38 protein-coding genes and 4 pseudogenes are annotated in these 26839 nt (G+C 34.4%); 7 read left to right on the plus strand and 35 right to left on the minus strand.

What is annotated here, in order from left to right; translation table 11 throughout:
- Nucleotides 1-55: 55 nt before the first annotated feature.
- The 18 genes and pseudogenes from JCM13188_RS10605 to JCM13188_RS10660 all read right to left on the minus strand — a co-directional run bounded on the left by JCM13188_RS10605 (nt 56) and on the right by JCM13188_RS10660 (nt 11927).
- Nucleotides 56-2509 (minus strand): annotated as a pseudogene (locus JCM13188_RS10605) (heavy metal translocating P-type ATPase).
- Nucleotides 2510-2523: 14 nt separating this feature from the next.
- A pseudogene (locus JCM13188_RS10610) lies at nt 2524-2827 on the minus strand (metal-sensitive transcriptional regulator).
- A gap of 197 nt (nt 2828-3024) precedes the next feature.
- Entirely contained in the window at nt 3025-3234 is a 210-nt protein-coding gene (copZ, locus tag JCM13188_RS10615; RefSeq protein WP_054753997.1) for a copper chaperone CopZ, read from the minus strand.
- 333 nt (nt 3235-3567) lie between these two features.
- Nucleotides 3568-4545: an MATE family efflux transporter gene (locus tag JCM13188_RS10620; protein WP_369404959.1), complete on the minus strand. Its 978-nt coding sequence runs from the start codon at nt 4543-4545 to the stop codon at nt 3568-3570.
- A complete protein-coding gene (locus JCM13188_RS19020; RefSeq protein ID WP_279401708.1) occupies nt 4458-4658 on the minus strand; it encodes a hypothetical protein in 201 nt (66 codons plus the stop codon). Before JCM13188_RS19020 ends, JCM13188_RS10620 begins: the two co-directional genes overlap by 88 nt.
- Before the next feature lie 13 nt (nt 4659-4671).
- Nucleotides 4672-5070, minus strand: a complete 399-nt coding sequence (locus JCM13188_RS19025; RefSeq protein WP_279401709.1) for an oligopeptide/dipeptide ABC transporter ATP-binding protein — start codon at nt 5068-5070, stop codon at nt 4672-4674.
- 2 nt (nt 5071-5072) lie between these two features.
- A complete protein-coding gene (locus JCM13188_RS19030; RefSeq protein ID WP_279401710.1) occupies nt 5073-5300 on the minus strand; it encodes an ATP-binding cassette domain-containing protein in 228 nt (75 codons plus the stop codon).
- Nucleotides 5267-5710 carry an ATP-binding cassette domain-containing protein gene (locus tag JCM13188_RS19035; RefSeq protein ID WP_279401711.1) on the minus strand — a complete coding sequence of 148 codons (444 nt, stop codon included), beginning with the start codon at nt 5708-5710 and terminating at the stop codon, nt 5267-5269. Before JCM13188_RS19035 ends, JCM13188_RS19030 begins: the two co-directional genes overlap by 34 nt.
- 45 nt (nt 5711-5755) lie before the next feature.
- Nucleotides 5756-6673: an ABC transporter ATP-binding protein gene (locus JCM13188_RS10630; RefSeq protein ID WP_279401712.1), complete on the minus strand. Its 918-nt coding sequence runs from the start codon at nt 6671-6673 to the stop codon at nt 5756-5758.
- A gap of 130 nt (nt 6674-6803) precedes the next feature.
- A complete protein-coding gene (locus tag JCM13188_RS19040; protein ID WP_279401713.1) occupies nt 6804-7247 on the minus strand; it encodes an ABC transporter permease in 444 nt (147 codons plus the stop codon).
- Nucleotides 7136-7435: an ABC transporter permease gene (locus JCM13188_RS19045; RefSeq protein ID WP_279401734.1), complete on the minus strand. Its 300-nt coding sequence runs from the start codon at nt 7433-7435 to the stop codon at nt 7136-7138. Before JCM13188_RS19045 ends, JCM13188_RS19040 begins: the two co-directional genes overlap by 112 nt.
- An 89-nt stretch (nt 7436-7524) precedes the next feature.
- Complete coding sequence (locus JCM13188_RS19050; RefSeq protein WP_279401714.1) at nt 7525-8049, minus strand: ABC transporter permease; 525 nt, start codon at nt 8047-8049, stop codon at nt 7525-7527.
- Between the two features lie 26 nt (nt 8050-8075).
- Nucleotides 8076-8426, minus strand: a complete 351-nt coding sequence (locus JCM13188_RS19055; RefSeq protein WP_279401715.1) for an ABC transporter permease family protein — start codon at nt 8424-8426, stop codon at nt 8076-8078.
- 151 nt (nt 8427-8577) lie between these two features.
- Complete coding sequence (locus tag JCM13188_RS19060; protein WP_279401716.1) at nt 8578-8751, minus strand: LPXTG cell wall anchor domain-containing protein; 174 nt, start codon at nt 8749-8751, stop codon at nt 8578-8580.
- Entirely contained in the window at nt 8706-10181 is a 1476-nt protein-coding gene (locus tag JCM13188_RS10645) for an ABC transporter substrate-binding protein (protein ID WP_054753999.1), read from the minus strand. The genes JCM13188_RS19060 and JCM13188_RS10645 overlap by 46 nt, the downstream gene beginning before the upstream one ends.
- Nucleotides 10163-10396: a hypothetical protein gene (locus tag JCM13188_RS10650; protein ID WP_054754001.1), complete on the minus strand. Its 234-nt coding sequence runs from the start codon at nt 10394-10396 to the stop codon at nt 10163-10165. Before JCM13188_RS10650 ends, JCM13188_RS10645 begins: the two co-directional genes overlap by 19 nt.
- 38 nt (nt 10397-10434) lie before the next feature.
- Nucleotides 10435-11124 (minus strand): PIG-L deacetylase family protein, encoded by a 690-nt coding sequence (locus JCM13188_RS10655; protein ID WP_279401717.1) that lies wholly within the window; start codon nt 11122-11124, stop codon nt 10435-10437.
- 161 nt (nt 11125-11285) lie between these two features.
- Nucleotides 11286-11927 (minus strand): nitrite reductase, encoded by a 642-nt coding sequence (locus JCM13188_RS10660; RefSeq protein ID WP_279401718.1) that lies wholly within the window; start codon nt 11925-11927, stop codon nt 11286-11288.
- A 309-nt stretch (nt 11928-12236) separates the two neighbouring features.
- On the opposite strand from JCM13188_RS10660, the gene JCM13188_RS10665 reads away from it, so the two are divergent.
- Nucleotides 12237-12656, plus strand: coding sequence for a hypothetical protein (locus JCM13188_RS10665; protein WP_054754005.1), 420 nt, complete (start codon nt 12237-12239; stop codon nt 12654-12656).
- 33 nt (nt 12657-12689) lie between these two features.
- Here the strand turns inward: JCM13188_RS10665 and JCM13188_RS21940 are convergent, their stop codons facing one another.
- The 4 genes from JCM13188_RS21940 to JCM13188_RS10680 form a co-directional block, all read right to left on the minus strand.
- A complete protein-coding gene (locus tag JCM13188_RS21940) occupies nt 12690-12851 on the minus strand; it encodes an SHOCT domain-containing protein (protein ID WP_500796496.1) in 162 nt (53 codons plus the stop codon).
- A 122-nt stretch (nt 12852-12973) separates the two neighbouring features.
- A complete protein-coding gene (locus JCM13188_RS10670) occupies nt 12974-13300 on the minus strand; it encodes a hypothetical protein (protein WP_279401719.1) in 327 nt (108 codons plus the stop codon).
- A 198-nt stretch (nt 13301-13498) separates the two neighbouring features.
- Nucleotides 13499-14368: an RNA polymerase sigma factor SigJ gene (gene sigJ / locus JCM13188_RS10675; protein WP_054754009.1), complete on the minus strand. Its 870-nt coding sequence runs from the start codon at nt 14366-14368 to the stop codon at nt 13499-13501.
- 47 nt (nt 14369-14415) lie between these two features.
- Nucleotides 14416-14799, minus strand: coding sequence for a DoxX family protein (locus tag JCM13188_RS10680; protein ID WP_054754011.1), 384 nt, complete (start codon nt 14797-14799; stop codon nt 14416-14418).
- 134 nt (nt 14800-14933) lie between these two features.
- Between JCM13188_RS10680 and JCM13188_RS10685 the strand changes: the two genes are divergently transcribed.
- Nucleotides 14934-15389: a DinB family protein gene (locus tag JCM13188_RS10685; RefSeq protein ID WP_054754013.1), complete on the plus strand. Its 456-nt coding sequence runs from the start codon at nt 14934-14936 to the stop codon at nt 15387-15389.
- A 227-nt stretch (nt 15390-15616) separates the two neighbouring features.
- Here JCM13188_RS10685 and JCM13188_RS19065 read toward each other — a convergent pair whose 3' ends face one another.
- On the minus strand, nt 15617-15925 hold the full coding sequence (locus tag JCM13188_RS19065; RefSeq protein ID WP_279401720.1) for a hypothetical protein: 309 nt from the start codon (nt 15923-15925) through the stop codon (nt 15617-15619).
- A 361-nt stretch (nt 15926-16286) separates the two neighbouring features.
- Between JCM13188_RS19065 and JCM13188_RS10695 the strand changes: the two genes are divergently transcribed.
- Together JCM13188_RS10695 and JCM13188_RS10700 are read left to right on the plus strand one after the other, a co-directional pair.
- Entirely contained in the window at nt 16287-16493 is a 207-nt protein-coding gene (locus tag JCM13188_RS10695) for a helix-turn-helix transcriptional regulator (protein WP_054754016.1), read from the plus strand.
- A gap of 11 nt (nt 16494-16504) precedes the next feature.
- Nucleotides 16505-16888, plus strand: coding sequence for a hypothetical protein (locus tag JCM13188_RS10700; RefSeq protein ID WP_054754018.1), 384 nt, complete (start codon nt 16505-16507; stop codon nt 16886-16888).
- A gap of 210 nt (nt 16889-17098) precedes the next feature.
- Here JCM13188_RS10700 and JCM13188_RS10705 read toward each other — a convergent pair whose 3' ends face one another.
- The 9 genes and pseudogenes from JCM13188_RS10705 to JCM13188_RS10750 form a co-directional block, all read right to left on the minus strand.
- Complete coding sequence (locus JCM13188_RS10705) at nt 17099-17386, minus strand: lysozyme inhibitor LprI family protein (RefSeq protein ID WP_369404960.1); 288 nt, start codon at nt 17384-17386, stop codon at nt 17099-17101.
- Between the two features lie 91 nt (nt 17387-17477).
- Nucleotides 17478-17654, minus strand: coding sequence for a hypothetical protein (locus tag JCM13188_RS19070; protein WP_279401721.1), 177 nt, complete (start codon nt 17652-17654; stop codon nt 17478-17480).
- A 45-nt stretch (nt 17655-17699) separates the two neighbouring features.
- Nucleotides 17700-18338, minus strand: a pseudogene (locus tag JCM13188_RS10710) (FMN-binding negative transcriptional regulator).
- Between the two features lie 190 nt (nt 18339-18528).
- On the minus strand, nt 18529-19104 hold the full coding sequence (locus JCM13188_RS10715) for a Ger(x)C family spore germination C-terminal domain-containing protein (protein WP_054754020.1): 576 nt from the start codon (nt 19102-19104) through the stop codon (nt 18529-18531).
- Nucleotides 19105-19130: 26 nt separating this feature from the next.
- Entirely contained in the window at nt 19131-19514 is a 384-nt protein-coding gene (locus JCM13188_RS10720; protein WP_279401722.1) for a Ger(x)C family spore germination protein, read from the minus strand.
- 158 nt (nt 19515-19672) lie between these two features.
- Nucleotides 19673-20804 (minus strand): annotated as a pseudogene (locus tag JCM13188_RS21945) (spore germination protein).
- Nucleotides 20761-21099 carry a spore germination protein gene (locus tag JCM13188_RS10740; protein ID WP_054754029.1) on the minus strand — a complete coding sequence of 113 codons (339 nt, stop codon included), beginning with the start codon at nt 21097-21099 and terminating at the stop codon, nt 20761-20763. Before JCM13188_RS10740 ends, JCM13188_RS21945 begins: the two are co-directional and overlap by 44 nt.
- Nucleotides 21096-21743: a GerAB/ArcD/ProY family transporter gene (locus JCM13188_RS10745; RefSeq protein ID WP_369404961.1), complete on the minus strand. Its 648-nt coding sequence runs from the start codon at nt 21741-21743 to the stop codon at nt 21096-21098. The genes JCM13188_RS10740 and JCM13188_RS10745 overlap by 4 nt, the downstream gene beginning before the upstream one ends.
- A gap of 227 nt (nt 21744-21970) precedes the next feature.
- Entirely contained in the window at nt 21971-22180 is a 210-nt protein-coding gene (locus tag JCM13188_RS10750; protein WP_054754033.1) for a hypothetical protein, read from the minus strand.
- Between the two features lie 260 nt (nt 22181-22440).
- On the opposite strand from JCM13188_RS10750, the gene JCM13188_RS10755 reads away from it, so the two are divergent.
- Nucleotides 22441-22755, plus strand: coding sequence for a YrhK family protein (locus JCM13188_RS10755; protein ID WP_054754035.1), 315 nt, complete (start codon nt 22441-22443; stop codon nt 22753-22755).
- 550 nt (nt 22756-23305) lie between these two features.
- Here JCM13188_RS10755 and JCM13188_RS10765 read toward each other — a convergent pair.
- The gene (locus JCM13188_RS10765; protein WP_054754040.1) at nt 23306-23794 is read right to left on the minus strand and encodes an acyltransferase family protein; all 489 of its coding nucleotides are present in this window, start codon (nt 23792-23794) and stop codon (nt 23306-23308) included.
- Between the two features lie 288 nt (nt 23795-24082).
- Nucleotides 24083-24316 carry an acyltransferase family protein gene (locus JCM13188_RS10770; protein WP_054754042.1) on the minus strand — a complete coding sequence of 78 codons (234 nt, stop codon included), beginning with the start codon at nt 24314-24316 and terminating at the stop codon, nt 24083-24085.
- 207 nt (nt 24317-24523) lie between these two features.
- On the opposite strand from JCM13188_RS10770, the gene JCM13188_RS19075 reads away from it, so the two are divergent.
- Nucleotides 24524-24688 (plus strand): hypothetical protein, encoded by a 165-nt coding sequence (locus JCM13188_RS19075; protein ID WP_279401724.1) that lies wholly within the window; start codon nt 24524-24526, stop codon nt 24686-24688.
- An 833-nt stretch (nt 24689-25521) separates the two neighbouring features.
- Nucleotides 25522-25926, plus strand: a complete 405-nt coding sequence (locus tag JCM13188_RS10775) for a VOC family protein (RefSeq protein ID WP_054754063.1) — start codon at nt 25522-25524, stop codon at nt 25924-25926.
- Between the two features lie 17 nt (nt 25927-25943).
- Here the strand turns inward: JCM13188_RS10775 and rbsK are convergent, their stop codons facing one another.
- Nucleotides 25944-26819: a ribokinase gene (rbsK, locus tag JCM13188_RS10780; RefSeq protein WP_054754044.1), complete on the minus strand. Its 876-nt coding sequence runs from the start codon at nt 26817-26819 to the stop codon at nt 25944-25946.
- Nucleotides 26820-26839 lie beyond the last annotated feature (20 nt).

A 26839-nucleotide genomic window follows, 5' to 3' on the forward strand; every position in this document is an offset into this window, starting at 1 on the left:
AAAATAAGTATAGAAAAAAAAAGAAAACCTGTTGACTGTTTTCAGAAGGCTTTTGTCAACAAGCTTCATAAAAAATTCTAAAAATTATTAAAACTTTTAGCTTTTTCAATCTAAGTGAGTTAGTTACAACCGATACAGAGCTAAATGCCATCGCTGCACCTGCGACCCATGGTGCCAGAAGACCTACAGCTGCAATCGGAATCCCACAACTGTTATAGAAAAGAGCCCAAAATAAATTTTGTCTTATATTACGCATCGTTTTCTTACTCAATCTAATGGCATGAGAAATATTAGATAAATCACCGCCTACTAAAGTTACATCTGCTGCTTCAATCGCAACATCTGTTCCAGTCCCAATAGCCATTCCAATATCAGCTGTTGCTAATGCAGGTGCATCGTTAATTCCGTCACCGACCATCGCTACTTTTTTACCGATATTTTGTAGCTCCTTTACTTTACCTGCTTTATGCTCTGGTAAAACTTCGGCAAAACGTGATTATTAGGAATGTCTAATTCTTTAGCTACAGCCTTTGCTGTTAACGTATTGTCACCAGTCATCATATAGACTTCTATTCCAATGCCTTGCAGATCTTTTATAGCCTGTTTTGAGGTTTGTTTGACAGTATCTGCAATTGCAATTAAAAAACGAACTTCTCCGTCAATGGCAGCAAGAACAGCTGTTTTTCCTTCTTGCTCAAAGTTCTTCATCTGGTCTTCAGCATCACTTATGTTAATTCCTCTTTCATTCATAAGCTTACGAGTACCAACGTAAACATCATAGCCATCAACTTTTGCAAAAACACCGTGTCCAGAGACTGCTTCAAACGAAGCAGGATCTATTACTGTAATTTCTCTTTCAGTTGCATAAGCGATAACCGCTTCAGCCAAAGGGTGTTCTGAACGTTTTTCAGCTGATGCAACTAATGAAAAGTCTTCCTCTTTGCCTGATAAAGTCAAAACATCTGTCACACGTGGTTTACCTTCAGTAATGGTTCCTGTTTTATCGAGTAAAACTGCTTCAATTGCTTGAGTGCCTTCTAAATACTCTCCACCTTTAAATAGGATACCTTGCTCTGCTCCTCGACCTGAACCAACCATGATTGACGTTGGTGTAGCAAGACCTAAAGCGCATGGGCATGCTATGACTAATACTGCAATTGATGCTTCAAGCGCTGATGACCATACTCCCGGGTCTACGGTGAAGAACCATACTGCAAATGTTACGATAGCAATGACTACAACTATAGGTACGAAAATACCTGAGATTTTGTCGGCCATTCGTTGAATAGGTGCTTTCGACCCTTGTGCGTCTTCAACAATTTTAATAATACCTGCTAATGCGGTGTCTTTTCCGACCTTTTTAGCAGTCATCGTGATTGTTCCATTTTTATTAATTGTAGAACCTATGACTGGATCTTTTTCATTTTTATCTACAGGTATCGATTCTCCTGTAATCATGGATTCATCGATAGACGTCGTACCTTTAGTAACCTCTCCATCAACAGGAATCTTCTCACCTGGTTTAACAATAATGTAATCCCCGACTTGCACTTGCTCATTGGTACACGCTCTTCTTTACCATCGCGCAAGATCGTTGCTTCATTTGCTTGAAGTTTTAATAAATTAGAAATAGCTGCAGTTGTTCGTCCTTTGGCTAATGCTTCAAAATATTTACCTAGAATAATTAATGTGATCAAGACTGCACTCGTTTCAAAATATAGCTTGGCGTGCATAATTGCTTCAGATTGCCATAATAATGTTTGAACAACGCTATAAAAAAGGCAGCTGACGTACCAAGTGCGACAAGTACATCCATGTTAGCACTTTTATTGACCAACGCACGATACGCACCTGTATAAAACGGCCAACCGATATAAAATTGAACAACAGCCGCAAGGGCGAATTGAGTCCAAGGATATTCTATAAATGCTGGTGCTGATAGGCCGATATCAAAAGGCATATGCCCTAGCATAGTTAACAATAATGGAAAGGACAAAATTGCTGAAAGAACAAATTTATTCCTCTTATTGCGAATTTCTTTTTCTTTATGTGATTGATTTTCATCATTATCTTCTTGTTTTACAAATGCTTCATACCCTAATTTCTTAACTTTTGCTAATAAATCGTCAATAGTTACGACACCAGGTGTATATTCTATTGTACCTGATTCTGAAACTAAGTTAATATTCGCTTGAGAAATTCCTTCCATACGTGAAAGACCTTTTTCTATACGGGTTGAGCATGCCGCACAAGTCATCCCTCTGATATCCAATTCAACCTTCTCTTCTTGTACTCCATATCCTAACTTTTGAATCCGTTCTACTATATTATTAACAGTCGTTTGCTCTTCATCATACGTCACGGAAGCTTTCTCCATAGACAGATTGACATTCGCATCAACACCATCCATTTTATTTAAAACTTTTTCTATTCTTGTTGAACATGCTGAACAAGTCATTCCTGTTATGTCCAACTGGGTTTGTTTTCTTTCTTTTTCTTCAATCCCCATGTTTTTCACTCCTATTATTTTGAGTATTGGTTAATCACTTTCATTAACTCTTCCATATACTCTTCACCATTACCTTGTTTAACTGCATTTGTCACACACATCTTTGCATGTCGCTCTAACATTTGATAGCCAACTTTATCTAGTGCTGCTTTAACAGCAGAGATTTGGACCAGCACATCAACACAATATCGACCTTCATCTACCATTTTTTGCAGTCCTCTAACCTGACCTTCTATACGTTTTTAGCCTGTTAGTAACAGCCTCTTTCTCAGAATTTGTTCGTGGAACAACAGGTTCTTCCTGGTTCACAATTTTCATATCTTTTTCTTCATTCATGGTCATCCACCCTCTCACTATATACTATACCCCCCCTTACGTATTTTTTTAACAGAATTATATAAGGGGTAAATCAATTTTCACAAAATAAATTTACTTAAGTAATCAAGGTTTATAAGAGTTATTTATATTATGTAAAATTCCCCATATGTATTTGTTTACATATGGGGAGAATATAATTATGCAACCACGTCGTATCCTTCTTCATCAATGGCTTGTTTAATTTGGTCTTCAGATGTTTTAGAATCATCAAAAATAACATCAACTTTTCCATTAGCTAAATCAACTTCTACATTAGAAACTCCATCAAGTGATCCTACTCCTCCCTTGACGGAAGAAACACAGTGACCACAGGACATTCCCTCTACATTTAATGATAATTGTTTCATTTGTTATCACCCCTCTTTTATTGACTCTAATTTAAAATTAACATACCCCAATACGGTATTCAACTTACTTGTTTTAATTTTTCTAATTTTACCCAACGATCATTATAAAAGAGATACATTAACCAGACTGCTCTGAATAAGTTATCAATTAAAATTGCTATCCATACACCAGCAATTCCCAAGCCTAACACTACTCCTAGTATATATACCCCTAATGTACGAATTAACCATATTCCTACTGTTGTTATATACATAGGTATCTTGGTGTTAGCTCCACCTTGATAGGCACCTGTTAATACTAGTACAATAGCTAAAATAGGTTGTATAAAAGCATCAATTTTTTAATGCAATAACAATTTGATTAATCACACTGAAATCCTCTGTAAATAGAGTTGCTAGAAATTCTGAACTGAAATATAGACCTATACCAACAATACTCATAAACCCTACGGCAATCCAAACACAATCATGGGCATATTTTTTTGCTTGCTTATACTCTTCTGCCCCCATCAACTGCCCAACAATTGTTGTTGCTGCTGTCGCAAACCCATAACCTATCATATAAGAAAAAATCTCTATACTTCCTGCAATTTGATGGGCTGCAAATGTTGCAGTACCAAGTGATACAATCAATCCAAAGTAAAGTACCTGACCGACTCGCATAACTAGTCTTTCACCTGCTGCCGGTGTACCTACACTAAGTAGTTTCTTCATGAAAGACCAATCAAATGAACCAAAACTCAATTTCTTTTTAACGCTTTCAGTTAATATGTTCTTTAATATAAATCGAAATAACCAAACAATCCCAATGAAACGAACAATTACGGTTGCAATTGCTGCACCAGCAATACCTAATCCGGGTATGATCCAGAATCCAAATATGAAAATATAATCTAAAAAAATATGAATTATATTTATCCATATACTTACTTTCATAGGAGTTTTCGTATCACCAGTACCTCGGATAATACTTGCTAGTACAAACGATAGTGCTAATACAACAGATGGAACAGCGATGATTTGAAAATAAATTGTACCCGCTTGAATAACTTTTTCATTAGCACCCATTAGACGCAGGATTGGTTCTGCAAATAATAATGTTACAAATCCTAAAATAACTCCCGATATTAAAGCTAAATAAATTGATTGCCACGTCGTAATTTTTAAAAGTCGTTCATTATTTGAGCCTGTAAACCTTGCAATATATATGTTGGCTGCTATTCCTATTGCCATAAAAACGGCAAAATAAACTTGTAAAATAGCATTGCTAATACCGACAGCAGAAACCTCAATAATTCCAATTTTTGCAATAAAAAAGTGTCAACAAAACCTATTACTGTTTGAAAGAAATTTTCGATTACAGCTGGTACAGCTAAAAATAAAATCCACTTCTTACCTGTCAGCTTCCTCTGTTCATTGAACATTATATACCTCCTACTAAGAGACAGGTTTTTTATCGAAAATTTGTTCTTTTGGTAAGCCAGCTGGAACCTTATCTAAACAACTACATGCAACAAAATGATTTTCTTCTTTTTGAATGAAATCTGGCGAGTGATGTTCACAATGTTCTTCTTTGAATGGACAACGGTTAACAAATATACATCCTTTTTTCTCCATCGTTGCATCCACTTCACCATCCAAAATAATGCGCTCTCTATTATCAATAAAATGATTCAAATCTGTTACGACGGAAACGAGAGCCCGTGTATACGGGTGACTTGGATAATTTATAACTTCTTGAGTTGTTCCAATTTCTACAATTTCACCTTGATACATAACTGCAATTCTATCGCACATATAGCTTGCAGTTGTTAAATCATGTGTAATGAACATCATAGTTAAACCCATTTTTCTTTTAGTTTTAATAATAAATTAAGAATACCGGCGCGAACAGACACATCCAACATTGAAGTTGGTTCATCTGCTGCTATAAAGTCAGGCTCCAATATTATTGATCTAGCAATAGCAATCCTCTGCCGTTGACCACCACTTAACTCATGTGGGTATCGATATATAAATCGTTCAGCTGGCTTTAAATCAATGGCTTCAATCGATTCTTTAACCATAGCTTTTTTTCTTTATGCGAAAGCCCTTTTAAATGAGCATTAATTGGCTCCATTAAAATATCAATAATTCTCATACCAGGGTTTAAGGTATCATAAGGATCTTGGAAAATCATTTGCATATTTGAACGAAACTTTGCTGTCTGTTTTTCATTTAATTTGCATAAATCAGTACCTTTAAAATATATTTCTCCACTGGTTTCTTTTTGTAGCCGTAATAACATTCGAGCCGTAGTTGTTTTTCCACAACCACTTTCTCCAATAATTCCTAGCGTCTCTCCTTTTTTAACTTCAAAAGATACATTATTTACCGCATGAACTGGAATGACTTTTCTATTGAAAAGATGCCTACCTACTTTCTTTGTAAATGTTTTGTTTAATAATTTAACTTCAATTAAGTTTTTATCATTCATTGTCGTCACCTTCTTCCAAAATACAAGCTACGTGATGACCTTCTTTTATTTCCAATAATGGTGGTATTTTTCTGCACAACTTTCCATTACAAACTGACACCGATCTCTAAATCGACAGCCTGATGGAGGGTGAACCAAATTGGGAACACTTCCAGGTATTGATGTAACTTCCTTATCTGGATTTAATAAATCTGGTGTTGCATTTAATAAACCTTGTGAATATGGATGTCTTGCATCTTCAAGTATTTCTTTGGTACTGGCCCATTCTATAATTTTTCCAGCATACATTATTGCAATTCGATCACAAATAGAAGTGACTAAAGGTAGATCATGAGAAATCATAATGATTGATAAATCTAGACGTTCTTGTAAGTCTTTCATTAACGCAATGACTTGGGCTTGTGTTAAAACATCTAAACCGGTTGTTGATTCATCTGATATGATTAACTTTGGATTACATGATAAGGCCATAGCAATAGCGACACGCTGTTTCATACCACCACTAAACTCATGAGGATAACTTTTCCACCGACCTTTATCAATTCCAACCAATTCTAATAAATTCTTAGTCCTCTCTAATGCTTCTTTCTTTGTTACATCCTCATGTAATAAGATTGATTCAATAATCTGATCTCCAACTGTGTAAACAGGGTTTAATGAATTCATTGCACTTTGTGGTATAACAGCAATATCTTTCCATCGAATCTTTTCCAACTCTTTATCTTTTGCTCGAATTAAATCTATTCCATCTAATATAACCTCTCCAGAAACAATTTTACCCGGGTATTCAATTAAGCGAAGGATGGATGAGGCAATTGTGGATTTCCCACAGCCAGATTCTCCTATTAATCCTAGCATTTCACCCTTCTTAACAGTGAAAGAAACATCTCCAGCAGCTTCAGCAGGACCGTCTGGAGTAGTATAATGTGTTGTTAAGTTCTTTACAGTTAAAATATCACCCATTATGCCTTCCCTCCTTTACGTAATCGTGGATCTAAAATTTCTTCCATTGAATAACCTGTAAAGGCAAAACCAATAACAAGTAAAGTGATTAATAATCCTGGTGGCAATATCCACCATAACCATGCATCAGTTAAGAACGCCCCACGTGCTTGTGCATAATATAAAACCGTTCCCCAACTTTATTGAAAGGGTCTCCTAACCCTAAAAAACTTAATGACGCTTCTATCAATATAGCTTGACTAGCCGCAAGTACAAATTGTGATAATGCTATAGGTACTACTCCAGGCAGAATGTGTTTAGATAGTATTGTTGAAATTTTAGTTCCAATTGATCTAGCAGCTTCAACATAACCTCTTGTTTTTACAGTTAACACTTGTGAACGTATAACACGAGCGGGCCCAGCCCAAGTTAATACACTAATTACAAAAATGATATTCCAAAAACTTGGTCCAATGAAAGCTGCTAATAAATCATTAATGGTAAAAATGGAATAACTAGTACTAAATCTACTACTCTCATTAAAAAAGCATCCACTTTTCCTCCATAGTAACCAGCAATAATACCTATTAAACAACCAATAGCAACAGATAGAAATGCTGCAATTATACCTATCAAAATTGAGATTCTTGTACCATATATTAATTCACTCAATATATCCTGACCAACATCATTAGTTCCTAATAAAAAATCACTACTAGGTGCTAAAAAAGGCGTACCCACTCTAGCTGCTGGATCATAGGGAGAAATTAATGGTGCACACAACGCTATAAATATATAAAAAGTAATATCGCAACACCTAACATTCCAAGATTATTATTTGTAAATACTTTTAGATAATGTCTCCATTTTGTTTATCCATTGCCTTTCCCCACTTTCGGATCTAAGAATGGGTAAATTAAGTCAGCTAAGAGGTTAGCTACTATAACACTCAGCGTAATAATCATAAATGTTGCTTGAATTAATGGATAATCCCTAGCTAAAACCGATTCAAACATAAGGCGTCCTACTCCTGGATAAGCAAAGACTGTTTCAATAACAGTTGCACCAGAAAGCATGAATCCAAGACTCAGCATAAAAACTGTAGCAACAGGTAGTAACGCATTACGCATGGCATGACGGTATTTTATTGTTTTTCCTTTTACCCCTTTAGCCTTTGCCATCTTAATATAATCTTCACCTAACACGTTTAACATCGAATAACGCATAGTCATAAAAACATTTGTTACTGAAATCAAAACAAGTGATGTCAATGGCAAAGCTAAATGCTTTAGGATATCGATTATACGGTCCCAACCAGTATAATTTGCCCAACCTGACTCAGCTCCATATACAGGAAACCACCCTAAAGTGGCTGAAAAAATAGATACTAATATCATCCCTATCCAAAAAGATGGCATAGCACTTAAAACATAAAAAGGTTAACATATTCACATCGGTACGCGTTCCCCTTTTCCACGCTGAAATCGCACCAAACATACCACCTAAAATAGTAGCAATTATTAAATTTGTACCTGCTAGTAATAAAGTCCAAGGTATTCGTTCCCCTAATAACTCTAATATAGGTCTTTTTTTGTTGGTAAGAGTATCCGAAATCACCTGTGAACATACTTTGTATATAACGACCAAATTGGACGATCATAGGATCATTTAAACCTGCATCTTCTAAAACTTGTTGTTTTTCTTCAGTTGTCATAAAGCCTACATCTTCACCAGCTAAGTAAATGAGTGGATCACCTGGCATTAGGCGTGGCAATAAAAATTCAATGTTAAAATAATAAAAATAACAATGACATATTGTGACACTTTTTGAACCATATATTTACTCATACCTGCCACCTCCAACTTACAAAATTCATAATTAAAATAAAGTGGACCGCAAGAAAGCTTGCGGCACCACCAATTTTCTAAGAGTTAGCTCCTTTTTTCTTTAAGAAAAGTAATCCTCCACCAATAAGTAATACTGCTATTAACAAGATCCATAAGGTTGAATTACTACCTCCACCAGTTGATTCACTTTCAACACTCGATGTTTCTACATTATTTCCCTCATTATCTTCTCCAGTGGTTTCTGAGTCCACCTTCCTTGTTCTTCTTCATCAGTTTTAGCCTCTTCTTCAGAATTTGTGTTTTCAGAAGTAACAAAGGACAGTTTATTAATAATCCCCTTACCTATCTGGAAAGTGTACCCATCAAACACATTTGGGTTGTAAGCATTAATAATGTTTTGGTAATATAAAGGAACATTCGGTGTTTCATTTGCAACCAAAGTTTGTATTTCATTAATTAATTGTTCTCTCTCATCTTGACTTACTGTTTCTATTAATGTTTCAGCTAACTCATCAAATTCTTCATTACTATAGCCCCCAATATTAACGGATCCTATTGAAGGATCCGAATGGAATAGTTCAGCCATTCGATCTGGGAAGAGTTGCATGGTACTTGACCACCCCCATATTGATAAATCAAAATCTCTACCTTGGCTGACATCAAACTCCGGCCATACTAATGAATCAACTGTTGTCATATCCATCGCTCGTACAGAGGTATTTATTCCTATTTCGTTCATCCACTCTGTAATAATTTCAGCTGTTCGTATCCTTGTAGGACTATTAGAATATACTAGCATTTCTAAAGTAACTTCTTCACCATTTTGGCCTTCTATAAAGCCATCTCCATTAGTATCTTCAAAACCAACATCTGTAAGAGTTTGTCTTGCAGTATCTAAGTTGTGTTCAATAGATAATTCATCATTATAAAACGGTGAGGAAGGGTGGATAAAACCAGGGCTACCTTCTTGTGCATACCCTAGTAATATAGTATCTATTAAATACTGTCGATCAATCGCTAGGGAAATAGCATTTCTAAAAGCAGTTTCTGTCATTGGATATCTATCAGCATTCAGTTGTAATAAGGTAGTAGAAAAGCCTGCACCTTGTATGATTTCTACATTTGGACTACTTTCGAATTGTTCTACCAATTCTGGTGAAACGTTAGCAGATACAGCATCCAACTCACCTGATCTTAAAGCAGTAAATAAGGCTGTAGTATCTTCAACAATCGGAAGAACAATTTCGCCAATTGGTGGTTCACCTAAGAAGTAATCCTTATTTGCTTCTAATTGATAATATTCCCCAGACCGGTGTTCACTCAACTTATATGGTCCACTTCCGATATTATTATCAGACTCATCTGGATCGTTTATTTCTGACCAAATATGTTCTGGTAAGACAGGTAAATCAGCTAGTGGCTGAATCATAAAGTTTGCCGAGGCAGAACTTAGTGTCATGGTAAACTCTGTATCACTTTGTACCTCTAGACTTTCAATTACTCCTAATGGATTAGTAAATCGAGACTTTGGATATTCCTTAAAATACTCGACTGTAAATTTAACATCATCTGCTGTTAGAGGCTCTCCATCATGGAAAGTGACATTCTCATGTAAGACAAATTCATACGTTAATCCGTCTTCACTAACACTATAATTTGAAACTAACCATGGGATTGGCAAATTTTTTCATTAAGTTGGAATAACGTATCATACATTAAATGAACTAGATCTAAACCTGGATTTCCAGTAACGTAAGTGTAAGGATTTAGAGTGTTTTCACTAGTAGAAATGCCTACCCTTAATTGTTCTACTTCTTCTTGAGCTTGTATAATCACTGGAGTATTAGTAAATAAAACAAAACAGTTAAAAACAAATAAAACACTTTTTTTAAACAAGCAAGCTCCTCCTTTGAATTTTTATTTAATTAATTCATCTAAATGGAAATTCCCTTCACGGCGAAAAGCTCAGCAAAGGCATAATGGCCATGTGTAGCTAATCCATGGTATACGTGAACGGCATGATCTAAAGCTTTATGTACCGCACGTCCTTTTTCATAATTATTTGGTAACTTTGAAAAACCAGGTACTAGATTTTCTAGATTTGAATCAGATAATGCCTCTTCAAAATGTTGACCACTAAATTCCATTTGACTTTCCAAAACACTCATTGCTTCATTTTTCAAATTCCATACATCTGATACATCTACTACAGTGTTAGGTTGATGGGGTGTCATATAATAGATTGTTGGAATTGGATGAGGGTCAAGTCCAGGTAGTTTGTCTAAAGCATACGGTCTACCAGCTAAAGCAATACCTTCTAATATAGTAATCATCGCCTGCCTACGGTCGGGGTCCAAATCGTGGAAAGAATGTTCAGGATCTTGTGTAATAATAATGTCGGGTCTAACTTCTCTAACTACCTTTATAATTTTTTCCTTCGCTTCTGAGCTAACATCAACATTTCCCATTTCAAAATCAGTAAAGTTTACTGTTACACCAAGAACATCAGCAGCTTTTCTTATTTGGGGTTTTGAATTTTCTTTAGACAACATGATTGAGGCAAATGATTCACCTCCATTTTGTGCATTTTTGGCTAGTGCACCACCACATTCAACAACTTCCATTCCATAAACACCTAAGAGTAATACTTTCTGCTTTTCACTGCAACATTCCCCTTTTTAAATATTTTAAATATACCGAAAATTTATAATAAAAATATAAGGGGGAAATTACGTTACCCCCCTAATGTATGTTGTTAAAATGTTACCCTTGTTTCTACAATAAATCAAGGGGTATTTTTAATTTTTATTAAAAATTTCTTTTTTAATATCCTCAAACCGTAACGATTTATAAATCTGGAAAATTTTTCCCTTTTTCTACCATTTTGATAGTATATATCCAATATTTTGTCAACAATATCGTATAATTTATCTGGTTCTAGTTTATCTGCAATTAATTTTCCAACTTGTGCATTTTGTCCCTTTGATTGCCCACCTATATAAATCTCGTAGTGTTCCTTCTTTTTCATGACACCAATATCATTAATTAATGGTTCACCACAACCTATTGGACACCCTGTATAAGCCGGTCTTAATGTAAAAGGAACTTCTTTCCCGGAAATTCTCCTGTTTAGCTCTTTAGCAACAGGCATCCCTTCTTCCTCCTCCCCTTTACAGAAGTTGCACGTCCTTAAACTTTTGACATAATTACCTACTTTATAATAATGTAATCCTTCTTCCTCAAATTTTCTTTTTACTTCTTCCAATTCATCTTCTGGAACTTTAACAATTAATTGTTGTAAAGTTGTTAATTCTATTTCTTGGTCCTCTTCTAAATACTCTCCTAGCACAAGTAGTTGCTTAGGTTTTAACCATGATCCAAAGCCAATACCACCGTTAACAGCTAATGGGATGTACTTTTTATTCAACGTTAAATACCCCCTAATTTAAAATCAATGTATATTGCACAAAATTATAGCATACCCCTGTAGAGTATACAACGAAAATTTTAAATTAGATACTTATGATTACCAGCGTTCAACTTTCAAATAAAAATATACCTTCATAATATTAATTATGAAAGTATATTTTAATAATATTATAGTTCTAAAATAAATCTTGGAGGCAAAACTTATGAACATTCTTATGTTTTCTTTAATTATTCTTACGTTAAATTTTTGGGTAGCTAGTTTTTAATTCGTAAACCACAGAATCAAATGGAGTCAATGGTTTCTACTATGAGTTTATGTTCCAGTTTTGGACTAGTTATCGGTTTTATCATATGGTTTCATTTTTATAACCAGCCATTAATAGCAACACTTACAGCAATTGCAGTAGGGTCAATTATGGGACTGATTATTGGGGCTAAATTTGGCCCGCACTCTCAACTTGAAGGTTTCTTTTCTGGATTGATGGCTTCCATGATGGCAGTCATGCTTTTATTTATGTTTCCTGTTAGTGAAGGGACCTTTTTAATCATGATTGGATTAGCTTTCTTGAGTGGAATTACTATACTATTTGTTGCTAAAAGCTATGAATTAAACTACAGATTTTTAATATTATCTTGTATTGTGGTATCACTAATATTCTATTTGTTCCCAAAGGATACAATAGATTCAAATAAACATGAGCCTTTAACTCATCATAAAGGACATTGATTCCCTATACTGATAAAAACACTATAATAGTTATTAATTATGATCAGACAAATCACTTAATCGCTCTTTATACTCTTCTTTGCTTATTTCCCCTTTTGCCAAACGCTCCATTAGTATATCAATCGCACTATTGGAAGGCTTTGAATTGTTATTTTTGGAAATACTTTTAAATAGGTAAACCCCTAATCCAATGATAAATGCTCAAATAATAATATCATTAGTCCGCCACCAATCATCATTGGTACAAAACTAGAAAGAGAGACTATACGTTTTCTTATGAATAATACATCTAAAAAATTATTGGAGTGGAAGAACAATCAGCAATAGAATACAAGGCTTTTACCTAATTTCGTTGTAACCCAACCTTTTCTGTCTTTCTCAATCCAACCTAGTTCTGAAAGTATAGGATTGATTCTAAATCTCGATACCTCAAATTCTCCAGCCAATTTAGTTGTAGATAAATACTTTTCATTAATGTTGTTCTCTTTAAGTTCTGAATCATCCATCACCGAAGTAGGCCATGTTATCCATTGGCGGTCACCTCTTGATTTTACTTGACCACCCTTTTCTATACCTTTTTCAGTAAGAACCCATTGATCATCAACTCTATCAATACAATTACTTCTAAGTAAACGTTCTAACATTTCTTTAGAAAGGTTAGTAGACGATAGATATTTCACTTTAGATGTTGTTCATATAAATACCTCCAAATTCACAAATAAACCTAGTAATAAAATTCGACATAAATTGTTAAATTCCTCCAAGTAAAAAAAGATACGCCTCTTTTTTATATGTGAGAGGTGTATCTTTTTTATACTGTAAAACCTTAAATAGAAAACTCTCTAAACATAATCAAGCTTCTCTGGATTCCTCATGACATAGATTTTAGCTATCTTTCCATGTCTTTGATGCAAGAATAGAGTTGCTACTGTTCCATCTGTTGTATGAAGCAATACTCCACGACCACCATTTATAGGTGCTACCTCGAAATTATAATTACCATCATAATAGGACTCAATGCCCTTCATCGTGCCATGCAGAAAATTTACTACTTGATTAGGAAACTTAATAGGATGCTTCGCTGCAACAGCTTTTCCGCCACCATCAGATTCGATAACGACGTCATCAGCTAGCATGGTCAGAAGATGATCAATATTACCTTCCTCTAAAGCCTTGAGAAACTCATTCACCTTATCTGAACCTACGTCTTCAATATCTATCATTTCTTCCCCATCACTAAGAATTCCCAACTTTCTTTTTGCCCGGCTCATCAGTTTACGACAGTTGGCCTCTTGCTTATCTAGAACTTCAGCAATCTTGGAATATTCAAAGTCTAATGCTTCACGCAGTACAAAAACTGCTCGCTCAGTTGGTGTAAGCCTCTCAACCATTACCATCATAGCGTATGACAACAAATCTTTATAAACGACTTTCTTCTCAGTCGAGTCTTTATCTTGTGTCCGAATTGGTTCAGGAAGCCACTGTCCAATATAGACTTCCCTTCTCTTACGTGCAGACTTAAGAAGGTTGAGGCAACGGTTTGTTACCATTTTGCATAGATATGCCTTGGGTTCTTCCAATTGATTAAGTTGAATGTCACTCGCCTTAACAAACACATCATGTACCGCATCTTCTGCGTCTTCTACTGATCCTGTTAATTGGTAAGCTAAAGCAAACAACAAGTTTCTATATTGATTATAAAAATCTTTCATATCTGCCTCTCCCTTGGTAGACAAATTAAATGGCGTAGGTTCACCCCTTAACCTGTAAATGGCATTGGCCCTAAACGCCCCCATGCTATAAACAATGCGAGTGTCAGATAGATTATATTCGCCACAATTGGTTTAGTATAACCATGTCGATAATGAACAATGATTGCGCCTAACATTAATAACACCCAACAAATGGCGGTTATAGGTACTAAGATTGGAGCGATATCTAGTACAGCGGGTAGAATTAATCCTGCTGCTGCCAAGAGTTCTAGAAATCCAATTGACTTAAGAAACTTCACATTGAAATCTCCAACCCAACTACCAGCAGGATGCTCTGCTAGTTTCTCTTTTGGAACACAAGATTTACTGATGCCACCAACTAAAGCTATTAAAGCTAATAAACCAGTTGCAATCCATAATGCAAGATTCATATTCCTCACCTCATTTATGGTTTACATATATAACAATATAGAGAACTGATTTGTGACGTAGAGTGAATATATTTTAGAAGGAGATTGCAGAAAGTTTATAGAAGTTATAACTCAAAACATTTTTGGAGGTAAATATGGATTCAACTAATTTATTTAAACAAATGTCATTTTGGCGCTCGTTAATTGTTGGATTATTAAATGAAATTCCAAACGATGATGGTTATAAGACACCTCAAGGATTCAATAACAATATCCTATGGAATGCAGGTCATGTTTTAGTGACTTATGAGGAGGCTTTTCATAACTTTAATGGTGCTAGCAAGCAATTAGATGATAAATTCTATTCTTATTTTTCTACAGGGACAAGTCCAAATGACTGGAACCATGATGATTTGCCTACAATAACGGAAGTTACTAATCTGTTAGATCAGCAGGTTAAGGATTTCCAGAAAAACTGGCAGGAGCGTTTAAATGAACCGTTAGTTAAACCACTTGAATTTGAAAAAACTGTAGAAGAGTTGCTCTTTTTCTTAATCAGTCACGAGTGCTATCATTTAGGTGTGATGACAAGCATGAAAAAAGTTATATAACATAACTCAATTTTAAAGATAGACCGAGAGTTGGAGCTTGGTCTATTTTTATGTGAAATAGTCCTTTGACATATGCATCTAGTAAGACTATTTGATAATTCTTAGAGCATTCTAAATTCTTTTTTTACCCTCAAATCCTAGTACTGGTTTCAACTTTCTCCATTTCTTTGTAAGTTCATATTCAATTAAAGATTTCTGATAATCAGTTCGATCAAAGTAATGAAAACTTACTTCTCATCTGTATTTATGTTTACAAGGTAAAAGATTATACTTAAAAATATAATTGATAACATAAACAAAATAAATGTATTTAAATTGAAGTAAACTACGTTAGAGCTCATGGATAAAAATGATGAAGATAGATCAGTTATAAATTCTTCATCGACAGGTTGTGACTTCTCTAAATAAGCAGCTTTTATAGCCTCGCGGTAATTTTCCTGAAATGATAAATAATGATAAACACCATAAACCCAGTAACCAACAATGACTAATAATATAGAAAATAATACACGCTTATACGGGGAAATGATTTTCAATAAATAGTTCCAAAGAAATATTAGTATGATACCAATGGGAATCAAAATAAAAAGAAAAAGTATCGCAGGATTTCCATTGCCTGATGACATTCCAGGTTCAGGAGCTGTGATATTAAATAGATAAAATATTCCCCCGCTAATCAACGTCAAGCTGATGATTAATATCATTTTAACCTTCAAATGATCACCACTCTTCTTTCATAAATTTCCATTTTGTCCCTTTAACTCATAATAATATAACTTCATCACATAAGAAAGGTAATTCGTGTTCGTTTATAGTTTTTTACCTAATATGTAAAGTGTGCTTGACAGTAAAGTTAACTTTACATTATGATGTTAGAGAAAGGGTGTTGTTCCATCCATGAAAAATCGAATGAAGGAATTAAGAAAAACGAGAGGAATTTCTCAAGATAAAATGGCGCAAATGCTTGGTGTCTCCAGGCAAACTATTATATCTATCGAACGCGAAAGGTATAATCCATCATTACCTTTAGCTATACAGATCGCTCGTTGTTTTGATGCTCAAGTTGAAGATGTCTTTATATTAGAAGATAAAGATCTTAATTAGGAGGAAATAATATGTCAAAGCAGTATGATCGTAAAATGTACATATTTTTGGGAGTTGTTATTGCATTGATGACTACCATCATTAACATCGCAACCATTACAACTGGAACGTTTCCTGCAGGGCACGATGTCATTTTAATCGCCATGACGATTATGGTGTTTTGTAATGCTTATCTTGCTCCGCAATTTATACAAAACGATGAAAGAACGAAACGAATTAAAGAACGAGGAATGTTCTTAAGTTATTTTTTTATATCGGGCTATATGCTTCTTATGATGACATTATTAAATCTTGGACTTATAACTATTAGTGCTTCACAAGCCGTTACAATATTAGCAGGTCTCACGATTTCAACTGTGTTTCTATCATTCGTCATCCTATCATTTAGATATTAATAGAAAGGGGTCATTAAATTGGACCAGTACATATTTTTAGGTGTTGGGCTATTATCAGCTATAATTCTATACTTTTGGTTAGAAACGACCGAGATGAAAACAATGCGCTAACTAAGAAAGGTTTTTATAAAATAGTAGGATTTTTTCTCGCGATTTTCATTGTTACATTTCTAATGGGATTATTGTCTAACTAATAAAGAAGACTATATTTTAAGACAAATATTCCTCAACCAGTTCATAACAACGTTCTTCTGTTAAATTTGCTAACACCGCAACATACTCTAAATGCTCCTGCGTTCCACCTTTATATTTTAATGATGCTTCTAAGGCGGTTTCATCCCTAGTGGTAATCCAAAGTCTTTGTTCCTCTCTAAGCAGATCCATTTCTTCTTTTGCGAGCTGATTTTCTAGTACGCCATAAATCTCATTTAATAAATCATCCCACAGGTCGTATCTTTTATTTTCAACGTCTTTTAAAGCATATGTAGACGAGTCGATTACTTCAAGCTGTTCGACTTCACTTTTGTATGTTGTAGCTTCTTAATAAACTTGTCTTTCTGATTGGCTATGCTTTGATCTTTAAATGAATCTACCTTTGTTCGCCTGAAGTTTGGACGTTAGTAGAATTACTCTTATTCTGATCTTCAACATTTACTTCAGTTTCATCTTGTTTATCTGACTCCGCATTTGCTGCTTCATTGTTACATGCTGGCAATAAAAGCATGGTTAACCCAAGTAAAATTAATAATGAATTTTTGTACTTCATGACGCACTCTCCCTTTAGATGTCAGTAGGTACTCTACATTATACACTAAAGGTAGATGTTGCCAATGCACTTATTTTGTTTTCTTTTCTCCATCACATCTGCCAATTGTTTTGAGTTAATCCTTTCTTCTTTATATAATTCATCAATAATATTCTGGTAATCTATTTGACTTCGATTTTGACTTAATTTATACGAGGCTTGAACCTCATTTACTTTCACTTTAAATCCAACAATACCTTTGATTTGTTTTTTAGTATCTGAAGACAGGTTTTCCCATGTCGCAGGGTTTGATCGATGGCTATCGTATTTATTTAAAAGGCGTATGAGATCTTGTTGTAACTCATCTTCACTCAATATATTAGCTTTTCCGTAAACATGAACAGCTTGATAATTCCAAGTTGAGACATCTTCTGATTCATACCATGAAGATGAAATATAGGAATGCGGACCTTGATAAATAATGAGAACCTCATCTTCTTTGTTAAACGTTTTCCATTGAGGGTTCGCATAGGCAAGGTGTCAAGTTATATAGTAATCTTTCCCGTCTTGATGTAACTCTAACGGCACATGAGTTGCAATCGGTCTTCCGTATCCTGTTGTAACAATCGTTCCAAATGAATTTTCTTGAATAAATGACTTAACCTCTTCAAAATCTGTTATTTTGTAATGTCTTGGAATGTACATAGTAGGATAACCTCTCTTTGGATATAGTTGTTGAATTGCAAATGTCTACTCTTTAAAACTTTCTTGACTTAGAAAAGTTTTTCCTTCTACGTAATCCATTTTAACCCCCAATATTAGAAAAATTTATTTATAGAATATAAAGGAGAAGGCTGATGGCTCGCTAACTCCTTTTTTAAACTTTTAAGTTTAACTATTGACTAAGTCTTTTCTCTCCAGCATCTCTTAAGTAGACTTCAACATTTATGTCTTCAAGTGAATCTTCATTCAAATGCAAAGCCTCATTCACAGTTAGTTGTTTCCATTTATTTGGATTTTCTCTAAATAAATGATAAGAAAAGCTGTATACATCCCCATCAAGCTCCAAGCCTTTTTCATACGTTCTTCTTAGGTCTTCTTTTATTTTTTCCTTTACAGACTTTATAATTTCCTTTTCAGTGGTTTCTTGAGACATTTCTATTAGGCTTCCAGCTACCTTAACATCGATCTTAAATTTGACTGCTTCATTAGATACAACAGGTTTCACATTAGTATCTCTAACTCTTAACACAATAAGACCTTTTACCTCTCCTTCTTCATTATCAATCACAATTGGTGCTCTTAATGTATCTTTTTGATACCAACGAATTCCATTAGCATCCTCTTCATGTAAAAATCCATAAAATTTTTCATCACTAAGAAGTGCTACAGATGAAATGTTAAGGTTTGTCTTTACACCTTGTTTATCAAACCAACTTGATTCATCAACATCTAATACCGGTAAAATCACTGTCCGGCCAGGCCCTCCGCGTTCAGCTACAAATCGATTGTATTTAAACGGTTTAACGATTGAGCTCTGATTATAACTTTCGAGTGGTTCGCCAAAAATGAATAGATTATATTCACACCAAGCGTTGGTAATGTGTTTAAAAGATCTCTAAAATTTTCATCAGTCGCAAAAATCCATGGAGTTGGTCTAATCTCTGAGTAGCGTGAAATTACGTCTAAAGCTCCATCAATATCATTAAATAGCACATTTTCACTAAACACAACACTTGATAGATGTCCCCAGAATATTTTCCGCTGAGTAGTCGAATATAAATCATGAACTGCATCTACAACTGTGACTCCTTCACCTAATCCAACTGTTGTTTGTGTGACTTCTCCCCCCGGACTCAGCTCCAGTTGGTAGTGATTCAAAATTAAACACCTGTGCATAAACATAATAGCGCCCTTCTTGATAATCCAAACCAATCGAGTGAATATACAACATTTCTTCAAGCTCATCAGAATCCCAACAACCACTTATAAAAAGTATTGAAGTTAAGAGGAAGTAAACGAGAAAGAAACGTTTCAAGTTACTCCCCTCCCCTCTTAGAGTCACGAACCCTAAGCATTTTAAACCTTGTCTTTTTGAGTTTTTCAGGCATATGAAATAGTGAATTTACAATGTCTTTTGGTGTAAATGGTGCCAAAGGTGCTAGGTAAGGTAAATTAAATGATCTTAAGTTTGCAATATGAATCAATACAAAAAATGTCGCTACAAAAAATCCAAATAAGCCCAAAAAAGAAGAAATAATTAAGATAAAGATTCTAATTAAACTAACGATTCCAGATAGAGATTGGTTAGATATTGTAAAAGTTGCAACTGTTGAAGTAGCTATCATCACAACATTAGCAGGGCTCGTAATACCTGCTCTTATAGCCGCATCTCCAATAATTAATCCTCCTACAACACCGAGAATTTGTCCAACTGAGAAAGGTAACCTTAAACCAGCTTCTTTAAGCAAGTCAAATAACAAAACAAGAATTAAGGCTTCTACTGGAGTAGGTAGAGGTATTCCCTGTCTTGCTTGTGAGGCACTAGATAGAAATACTAATGGTATTTGATCGGGATGGAAAGCAGCAAGAGCGACCCAGAACCCAGGTAAAGTGATTCCAATAATCATACCGACAATACGTAGTAACCGTTCAAATGAATTAAAGAGCCAAGGATATTCGTAATCTTCACCAGTTTTAATAAAAAAGGAAGGTTAACTGGGCCAATTAAAGCAATCGGTGAACCGTCTATAAGTATTAAAAATCGCCCTTCTATTAAAGATTGTATAGCAAAATCTGGTCGTCCTGTATAATGCATCATTGGTAAGACGCGGAAAGGTGTTTCATCTAATAATTCTTCAAGCTGGTTATTATTTACCAATGCATCAATATCAATTTTTCAATTAATGATTGGATATGATTAATTGTTTCCGAATGTGCAATATCTTTAAAATACAAGAGGCCGACCTGTGTTAACGAACGTTTCCCCACTTTAAAGGTTTCAAATGATAAAGATGATGTTTTTAATCTTCTTCGAATAAGTGCAACATTAATATCTATTGATTCTACAAATCCATCACGTGGCCCTCTTACCGTTACTTCAGCGCTTGTTTCCTCAGGTTGTCGATTAGGTGGGTCTCCTAGCTCGAAAGAGTACACATTTTTTTTCATGTTGGATATAAAGTATTAACTCACCTGAAAAAACTTTTTCAATAATTTCTTCTTGTTTAGATAGCTGCTGATAATTAACCTTGTTATATCCTTTTAGAATATTAGATTTATTAAGCTTTTCTGAGATGTGTTTTTCTAATGTTGGTATAAATTCATCCATAAGAAATTCTTTATCACATAATCCCTTACAATAAATACACATAATTTTTATATTATAATCGAAAGTAAATTCTATAAATTTTACATCTTCAGATCCTTGAAACATTAATTTTAATTTAGATTGATCTAGGTTCATTTAGGGTTCTTCCCCTTTCCTTTGATCACTATTAAAATAAATAAAATTAACGATAATAGTGAAAGGAAGATTAAATTAAATGGCAAATATATATTTTTTATAAATGAAACGAATAGAAGGTCATTGATTGGTAACAAGGTTACAATCACAATTAGTGAACCGACAACTAGTAAAAATCTTCTTCTTTTTTTCTTGTCATCAATTTGAAGTACTTCAGCTAAAACATATAGAGTTAGAGATATTCTAATAAGCGCTCCAGATAACCATTGGTATATAGAAAAGAAATCCAAATGTTCTATGAAGCGGCCAATTGATACTAGTTGCCACTGTATGTATGCCGGAAAGCGTTCCTTTATGACTGCATCAGGGCCAAATGCTGCGATCCCTCCCATGACTGGACCAAGACCTAGTAAAATTAAGAATAAAGTAACGATGACCAATCCAACATAGTTGATTTTATTTTTGATTTTGTGCTGTAAAAATAGGATCATAAATACTTCAAGTATGCAGGCCGTTGTAAATATCATTCCAGTTAACATAGGGCGAAAGCCGTCAACAAATACTGGTAATAATAGTGAATAATCTTTATTTGGCATATTCGTAGTTGCTACGAAAATTCCTAAAAAATAACTATTGGAAGTAATATTGTATTGACTATGACAATAGTTCGGATGTTGTTAATGCCAAATAAACACAAATACTAATAAAGATAAGAATAATGACAAGCTTGGGTGTTTGAGGTAAATAAGTAATGTTTGTCCAAATAATTAAATCATTAGTCGTAACCGTAGCCGTCAAAAAAGAAATACAACAATGAAAAACATTAATGGGTATGCTAAAGCTTTAGGCGAGTTGGATTTTATCCATTTAGCTAATGTTGTTGCTGTGTTCTTCTAGCTATAAAAGGAATTACTAATAGCCAAGGTAATACTAAAAAGAATGTAAAAATCACTGATAACCAAGAGTCACGTCCCGCTACTTCATATAACGTTGGTATCATAATGACATGATTGATCAAACCAACAGTTGTAACAAGTAAAAGAAGAACATATATAAACCCAACTTTGTCATTACTGTTCATATGGTCCCTCCTGGTTAATAAATTATTATTAGTCTAGGTGTATAAGAGCATTTTTATTCTCAACACTGTAGCTTTCAATAGTTCAAAAACAGCATTTTCAATAACTAAATGAACAACTCATGTATAAAATATACATAAATTTTTTATGGACCAATATGTTTATCGCTAATTTGTCTCTTTAGCACTAATGTAAGCTATGTTTTAGAATCCCAATAATAGGAAAAATTAAATTATAGAATGGATCAAGTAGGAGAGATGGTATGACAGAGGAAGAGAATCAAACTAATGCGCAACATCAGTCGCGCGAAGATTACATTGATGAACAAATGCAACAACACAAACGTTTTTACAAAAAGATCTATAACGTCCTTTATACACTTAATGACTTTACGGTGGCATTTTGGTTTTTAATCGGAAGTATATTCTTTTATTTCGAGTCGTTAAAAACTTGGGGTGTCACGTTATTTGTCTTAGCCAGCTTTCAGTTTGCGATTAAACCAACCATCAGGTTAATTCATGAAATTAAAGCTCGTGGGCATTATGGTAGGGAATATGACCAACAGAATCAGGATTAAACCAGCGCTTGAATACTTTGGTAAAAAGGTATTATTAATATTATTAATTATTACCAAAGGTGGATTTAAGAGCGTAATGAATAACAAACTTATTAATTTTATCTATTTAGGCGTAGTAACTTTTTTATATATTGCTTACATTTACATTGATATTAAACATTTTTTACCACTCCAAGCAGCTTATAACAAAAGAAAAAACTTTCATCTAAAGAAATAGAACACATTAATCAAATAGGGACTCTATTAACTAGTATTAGTAACTTGATATCGGTTGCGTTTATCACTGTTTTAATTATCGGGTTAAAGTTTGTTTCATCAAAACACAATTTCTTGAATCACTTTTTAAAGGTTAATATTATTTATCTAGTAACAGTCATTATGGCAGGACTAATGATCAATTCACTCACTAGCTTACCAATCGGTAATTCTATGCAGTTTGCATTTATTCCTCTTTCCTTGGTTTTAGGGCTAGCAGGTTATATGATCATTAAAAACTTTTCTCATTTAAAAAGAGCTCTATTAATCCTTCTTAATAGAGCTCTTTACTAATTTATTCGGTCTTTTCTTTGTGGTATGGTAGCTTCCTTTCACCGATTTGCTGCTGAATTAATGTTGCTTTTCCTTCAATAATCGGCTGAGATAACGTAATGACCCACTTATTGGATAAGAACCAGACCATTGTACCTGCAATAACCGCGAGCGGGATGATGTCTAGGTTCTGATTCAGTTGCAATAAATCCTCTCGTCTTATGAACTGAATAAATAGTCCATGTAATAGATAGACGTATAGCGTATATTGCCCTAAGTTGGTAAAGCTAAATCGTTTTTTCGGTATTAAAATGACTAATGAAAATACAATTAATAGGCTCAAGCTATATAGTCCTAAACGGTTGATCATGCCTGTTGAAACCATATTTAAGGCTTCATAAGAATAGGATCCAAACATGAGCTCTGCTGGAATAACAGGTTTAAAGTAACTTACAACTAATGTTACGGCCACAACACTCACAGCAGCAAATTTATATTTTACATTCTTCATTGGTAGATTTGACTCTGACTAATCCAATATCCCATTATGAAGAATGGAAAAAAGACAAACGTTCTGGATAAGCTGAATTCATGGCCTATAAATGGCACAAACCCTATAAACGTCCCCATTAAGAACGCTAGAATAATTCCCGGAACAGCTGGTATTTTTTAAACCAAATTAGTAATACATGCCAGCTAAATAAGCTTAATAAGAACCACAATGACCAATGTGGATCTATTAAAGTTTGATACGGTCCATTACTTAGTGCTGTCACAACCGTATATATAAGCTGAAAAATTAAATATGGCAATAGTAGTTTCTTTGTAAGTTTTTCAAATATTCCTTACTACCTGCACCACTTGCAAAGAACCCACTAATAAATACAAACGCTGGTATATGAAATATATAGATCCACTGATATAAGGCATCAGCAGTCTCAAAGTTCCCTTTCATTGGCTGAATTAAATGGCCAAATACAACAAAAAAAATGAAAAGGAGTCTTGCATTATCGAAATAAGCTTCTCTCCTCATACATATCTACTCCTAAGACACACTTTTACTATTAAACTACCCCATATATCTTTATATTGAAACGGTTTTAAACGCTTTGTTATGGGATTGTTAACACTGTGTAACTATTAAAATATGCTTTTAATAAGGAAAATTTATTGATAAACTGTTATTATCTCTTATGAATATGTATATAATGAGTATGAACTATCTAAAGGAGATGGCATAATGAAACGTCAGCATGCCTTCCGGTTTGTATTTTTAACAATCTTAACTGCATTTCTAATCGGAAACTTTAATGGAACAATTACAGATGGCCTTCCAGTTGATTTACCAAATAACGTTACTGAAAATAGTGAAGCACATTTTTTTTACTTCTGGATTAAACCATAATGATTTTTCAAAAGTAACTTTCTTTACCAATGCGATTATTATATTTATTCCGATTATCGGATACACTTTTTCATTGATTCCAACATGGTATTACCAATTAAGGAAAAGGCGACTAACTCCTGTCTTTTATAGGAGTTCCTATTTAATTCAATTTCCTAGTTATTGAAAACTAAATAACTAGGAGGGATCAGATGTTAATTTTTAGATTTATGATGATTGGGTTATTTTCATTAACTGCCTTGAGTCTATTTTCATTTCAAGGTATAGAAATTTATCATGCTTTTCTCGATCTTTTCAAAAATAAATAAACACTGCTGGGTGCATAGTTGCTAAACTATGCACCTTATCAACTTAATGACTCGTTTAATCCCTTCATTAATTGCCCGTAATTCATACGATTAAAAAGCTCGACTAACTTCTTTGCCGTAATTCATCGCATAGTTAAGAGTAAAATAAAAAGAATGAGTTATAGTTTCCTGTTTCCAGTTAAAACATGTTAACTGGTTCTTTTTTTGGGAAAATATCTACCCCATCTTCGGATTTATCTAACCCATTTTGAAATATATCTACCGCGAAATTTGTCGACGAAGTAAAAAACATCAATTTATCCACCCCTAAAATCAATTTATCTAACCTTACAGAACAAAGACTTAGAAAACTCCCTCTTTGGAACTCTCCATGTCTTTTACTAATCATTTCCTTGGAAATCAATCATTCTCAAGCAATCAGGGCGCTTATACTGCTTTCGTTAGATTTAAAGTTTCCTAGATATGTTGATATAATGGTTTTTATCATTGATTATCAAGTTTGCTTTAAAAGAAAGGGTGACAGTTTTGGAATTTAGAGATTTTACAGTAGCGCAAGTTAGAGTGGCGAGACCCACTGATCAATTAAAAGAAGTGGTGCGTTTCTATAAAGAAGGACTCGGACTTAGTGAAATTGGACATTTTGAAGGTCATCGGGGATATGAAGGTGTCATATTAGGATTACCTGGTACGGATTATCATCTGGAGTTCACACAGCATGTAGACGGTAGTCCGTGCCCTGCCCCATCAAAAGATAATTTATTAGTCTTCTATATCGAGAATAAACAAGAGATCGATAAATTAGCTAACCGCCTAGAAGGCATGGGTTATCCTGAGGTTGAACCTGAAAATGACTATTGGAAAGAACAAGGAGTTACCATTGAAGATCCAGATGGTTGGAGAATTGTGTTAATGAACCGTTCGTTTGTATAAACAAAAACTACAGTTTTTTACTGTAGTTTTTGCTCAATCAATCGATTCACTTCCTCTTTAGTTGGCATGCCAGCTTGTGCACCCATTTTTTGAACAGACAGCGCGGCTGCAGCATTCGCAAACTGTACCGCTTCAGGTAGGCTGTTCCCCTCTCCAAGTCTGACGGCAAGTGCTCCATTAAACGTATCTCCAGCGCCTGTTGTATCAACGACTTTGACATTATAAGCTGGCATAAGTTGCTTTTTTCCATCTAAAATAAATTCAGCTCCACCTTTTCCTTTCGTCACAATTAATGATTCGATTTGTTCTCCATTAAATAATTGTGCATGTTCTGTCTCATTAGGTGTTACATAGGTAACCTTTTTCCACCATTCAGAAGGTAACTCCATAGCTGGTGCGGGATTCACAATCAGTGGAATGTCATATTGATGACATAACTCTATGCAATACATAATTGTGTCTTTCGGAATTTCAAACTGCAGCAAGACATAATCACTGTTTATAATGGCTTCTTTAGTTTGATCTAAATAATCCGTTGAAACATGTTCATTGGCTCCGCCGATAATAATAATCCGGTTATCTTGTTCACTTAAAATAATATTGGCAAGCCCCGATGATGTATTTTGAATACGTCTCACATTGCCAGAGTTGATGCCTTCTCGTTTTAAGTTACTTAGAAGCTGTTCACCAAACTCATCATCCCCAACACATCCAATCATTGTTACATCAGCTCCAAGTCTTGCAGCCGCTACTGCTTGGTTCGCCCCTTTTCCACCTGGAATCGTTTGGAACTCAGATCCTCTTACCGTTTCTCCTTGAACTGGGAATTGGTCTGTCATAGTGACAAGATCCATGTTAATACTGCCAACAACAGTGATTTTTGGTCGTTTCAACGTACTTCCCCCCCTCTCTA

Origin of the sequence: Piscibacillus salipiscarius JCM 13188 (assembly GCF_001311865.1) — a bacterium.
In the GTDB taxonomy this organism is placed as follows: domain Bacteria; phylum Bacillota; class Bacilli; order Bacillales; family Alkalibacillaceae; genus Piscibacillus; species Piscibacillus salipiscarius.

Bases quoted from the DNA above. Each gene is read 5' to 3' on its own strand.
- copZ (WP_054753997.1), bottom strand. From the start codon at position 3,234: ATGAAACAATTATCATTAAATGTAGAGGGAATGTCCTGTGGTCACTGT.
- JCM13188_RS19020 (WP_279401708.1), bottom strand. From the start codon at position 4,658: ATGTTCAATGAACAGAGGAAGCTGACAGGTAAGAAGTGGATTTTATTT.
- JCM13188_RS19025 (WP_279401709.1), bottom strand. From the start codon at position 5,070: ATGATGTTCATTACACATGATTTAACAACTGCAAGCTATATGTGCGAT.
- JCM13188_RS19030 (WP_279401710.1), bottom strand. From the start codon at position 5,300: ATGGTTAAAGAATCGATTGAAGCCATTGATTTAAAGCCAGCTGAACGA.
- JCM13188_RS19035 (WP_279401711.1), bottom strand. From the start codon at position 5,710: ATGAATGATAAAAACTTAATTGAAGTTAAATTATTAAACAAAACATTT.
- JCM13188_RS10630 (WP_279401712.1), bottom strand. From the start codon at position 6,673: ATGGGTGATATTTTAACTGTAAAGAACTTAACAACACATTATACTACT.
- JCM13188_RS19050 (WP_279401714.1), bottom strand. From the start codon at position 8,049: ATGATATTAGTATCTATTTTTTCAGCCACTTTAGGGTGGTTTCCTGTA.
- JCM13188_RS10655 (WP_279401717.1), bottom strand. From the start codon at position 11,124: ATGGAAGTTGTTGAATGTGGTGGTGCACTAGCCAAAAATGCACAAAAT.
- JCM13188_RS10665 (WP_054754005.1), top strand. From the start codon at position 12,237: ATGAGTTTATGTTCCAGTTTTGGACTAGTTATCGGTTTTATCATATGG.
- JCM13188_RS10670 (WP_279401719.1), bottom strand. From the start codon at position 13,300: ATGTTAGAACGTTTACTTAGAAGTAATTGTATTGATAGAGTTGATGAT.
- sigJ (WP_054754009.1), bottom strand. From the start codon at position 14,368: ATGAAAGATTTTTATAATCAATATAGAAACTTGTTGTTTGCTTTAGCT.
- JCM13188_RS10680 (WP_054754011.1), bottom strand. From the start codon at position 14,799: ATGAATCTTGCATTATGGATTGCAACTGGTTTATTAGCTTTAATAGCT.
- JCM13188_RS10685 (WP_054754013.1), top strand. From the start codon at position 14,934: ATGGATTCAACTAATTTATTTAAACAAATGTCATTTTGGCGCTCGTTA.
- JCM13188_RS10695 (WP_054754016.1), top strand. From the start codon at position 16,287: ATGAAAAATCGAATGAAGGAATTAAGAAAAACGAGAGGAATTTCTCAA.
- JCM13188_RS10700 (WP_054754018.1), top strand. From the start codon at position 16,505: ATGTCAAAGCAGTATGATCGTAAAATGTACATATTTTTGGGAGTTGTT.
- JCM13188_RS19070 (WP_279401721.1), bottom strand. From the start codon at position 17,654: ATGAAGTACAAAAATTCATTATTAATTTTACTTGGGTTAACCATGCTT.
- JCM13188_RS10740 (WP_054754029.1), bottom strand. From the start codon at position 21,099: ATGAACCTAGATCAATCTAAATTAAAATTAATGTTTCAAGGATCTGAA.
- JCM13188_RS10750 (WP_054754033.1), bottom strand. From the start codon at position 22,180: ATGAACAGTAATGACAAAGTTGGGTTTATATATGTTCTTCTTTTACTT.
- JCM13188_RS10755 (WP_054754035.1), top strand. From the start codon at position 22,441: ATGACAGAGGAAGAGAATCAAACTAATGCGCAACATCAGTCGCGCGAA.
- JCM13188_RS10765 (WP_054754040.1), bottom strand. From the start codon at position 23,794: ATGAAGAATGTAAAATATAAATTTGCTGCTGTGAGTGTTGTGGCCGTA.
- JCM13188_RS10770 (WP_054754042.1), bottom strand. From the start codon at position 24,316: ATGAGGAGAGAAGCTTATTTCGATAATGCAAGACTCCTTTTCATTTTT.
- JCM13188_RS19075 (WP_279401724.1), top strand. From the start codon at position 24,524: ATGAAACGTCAGCATGCCTTCCGGTTTGTATTTTTAACAATCTTAACT.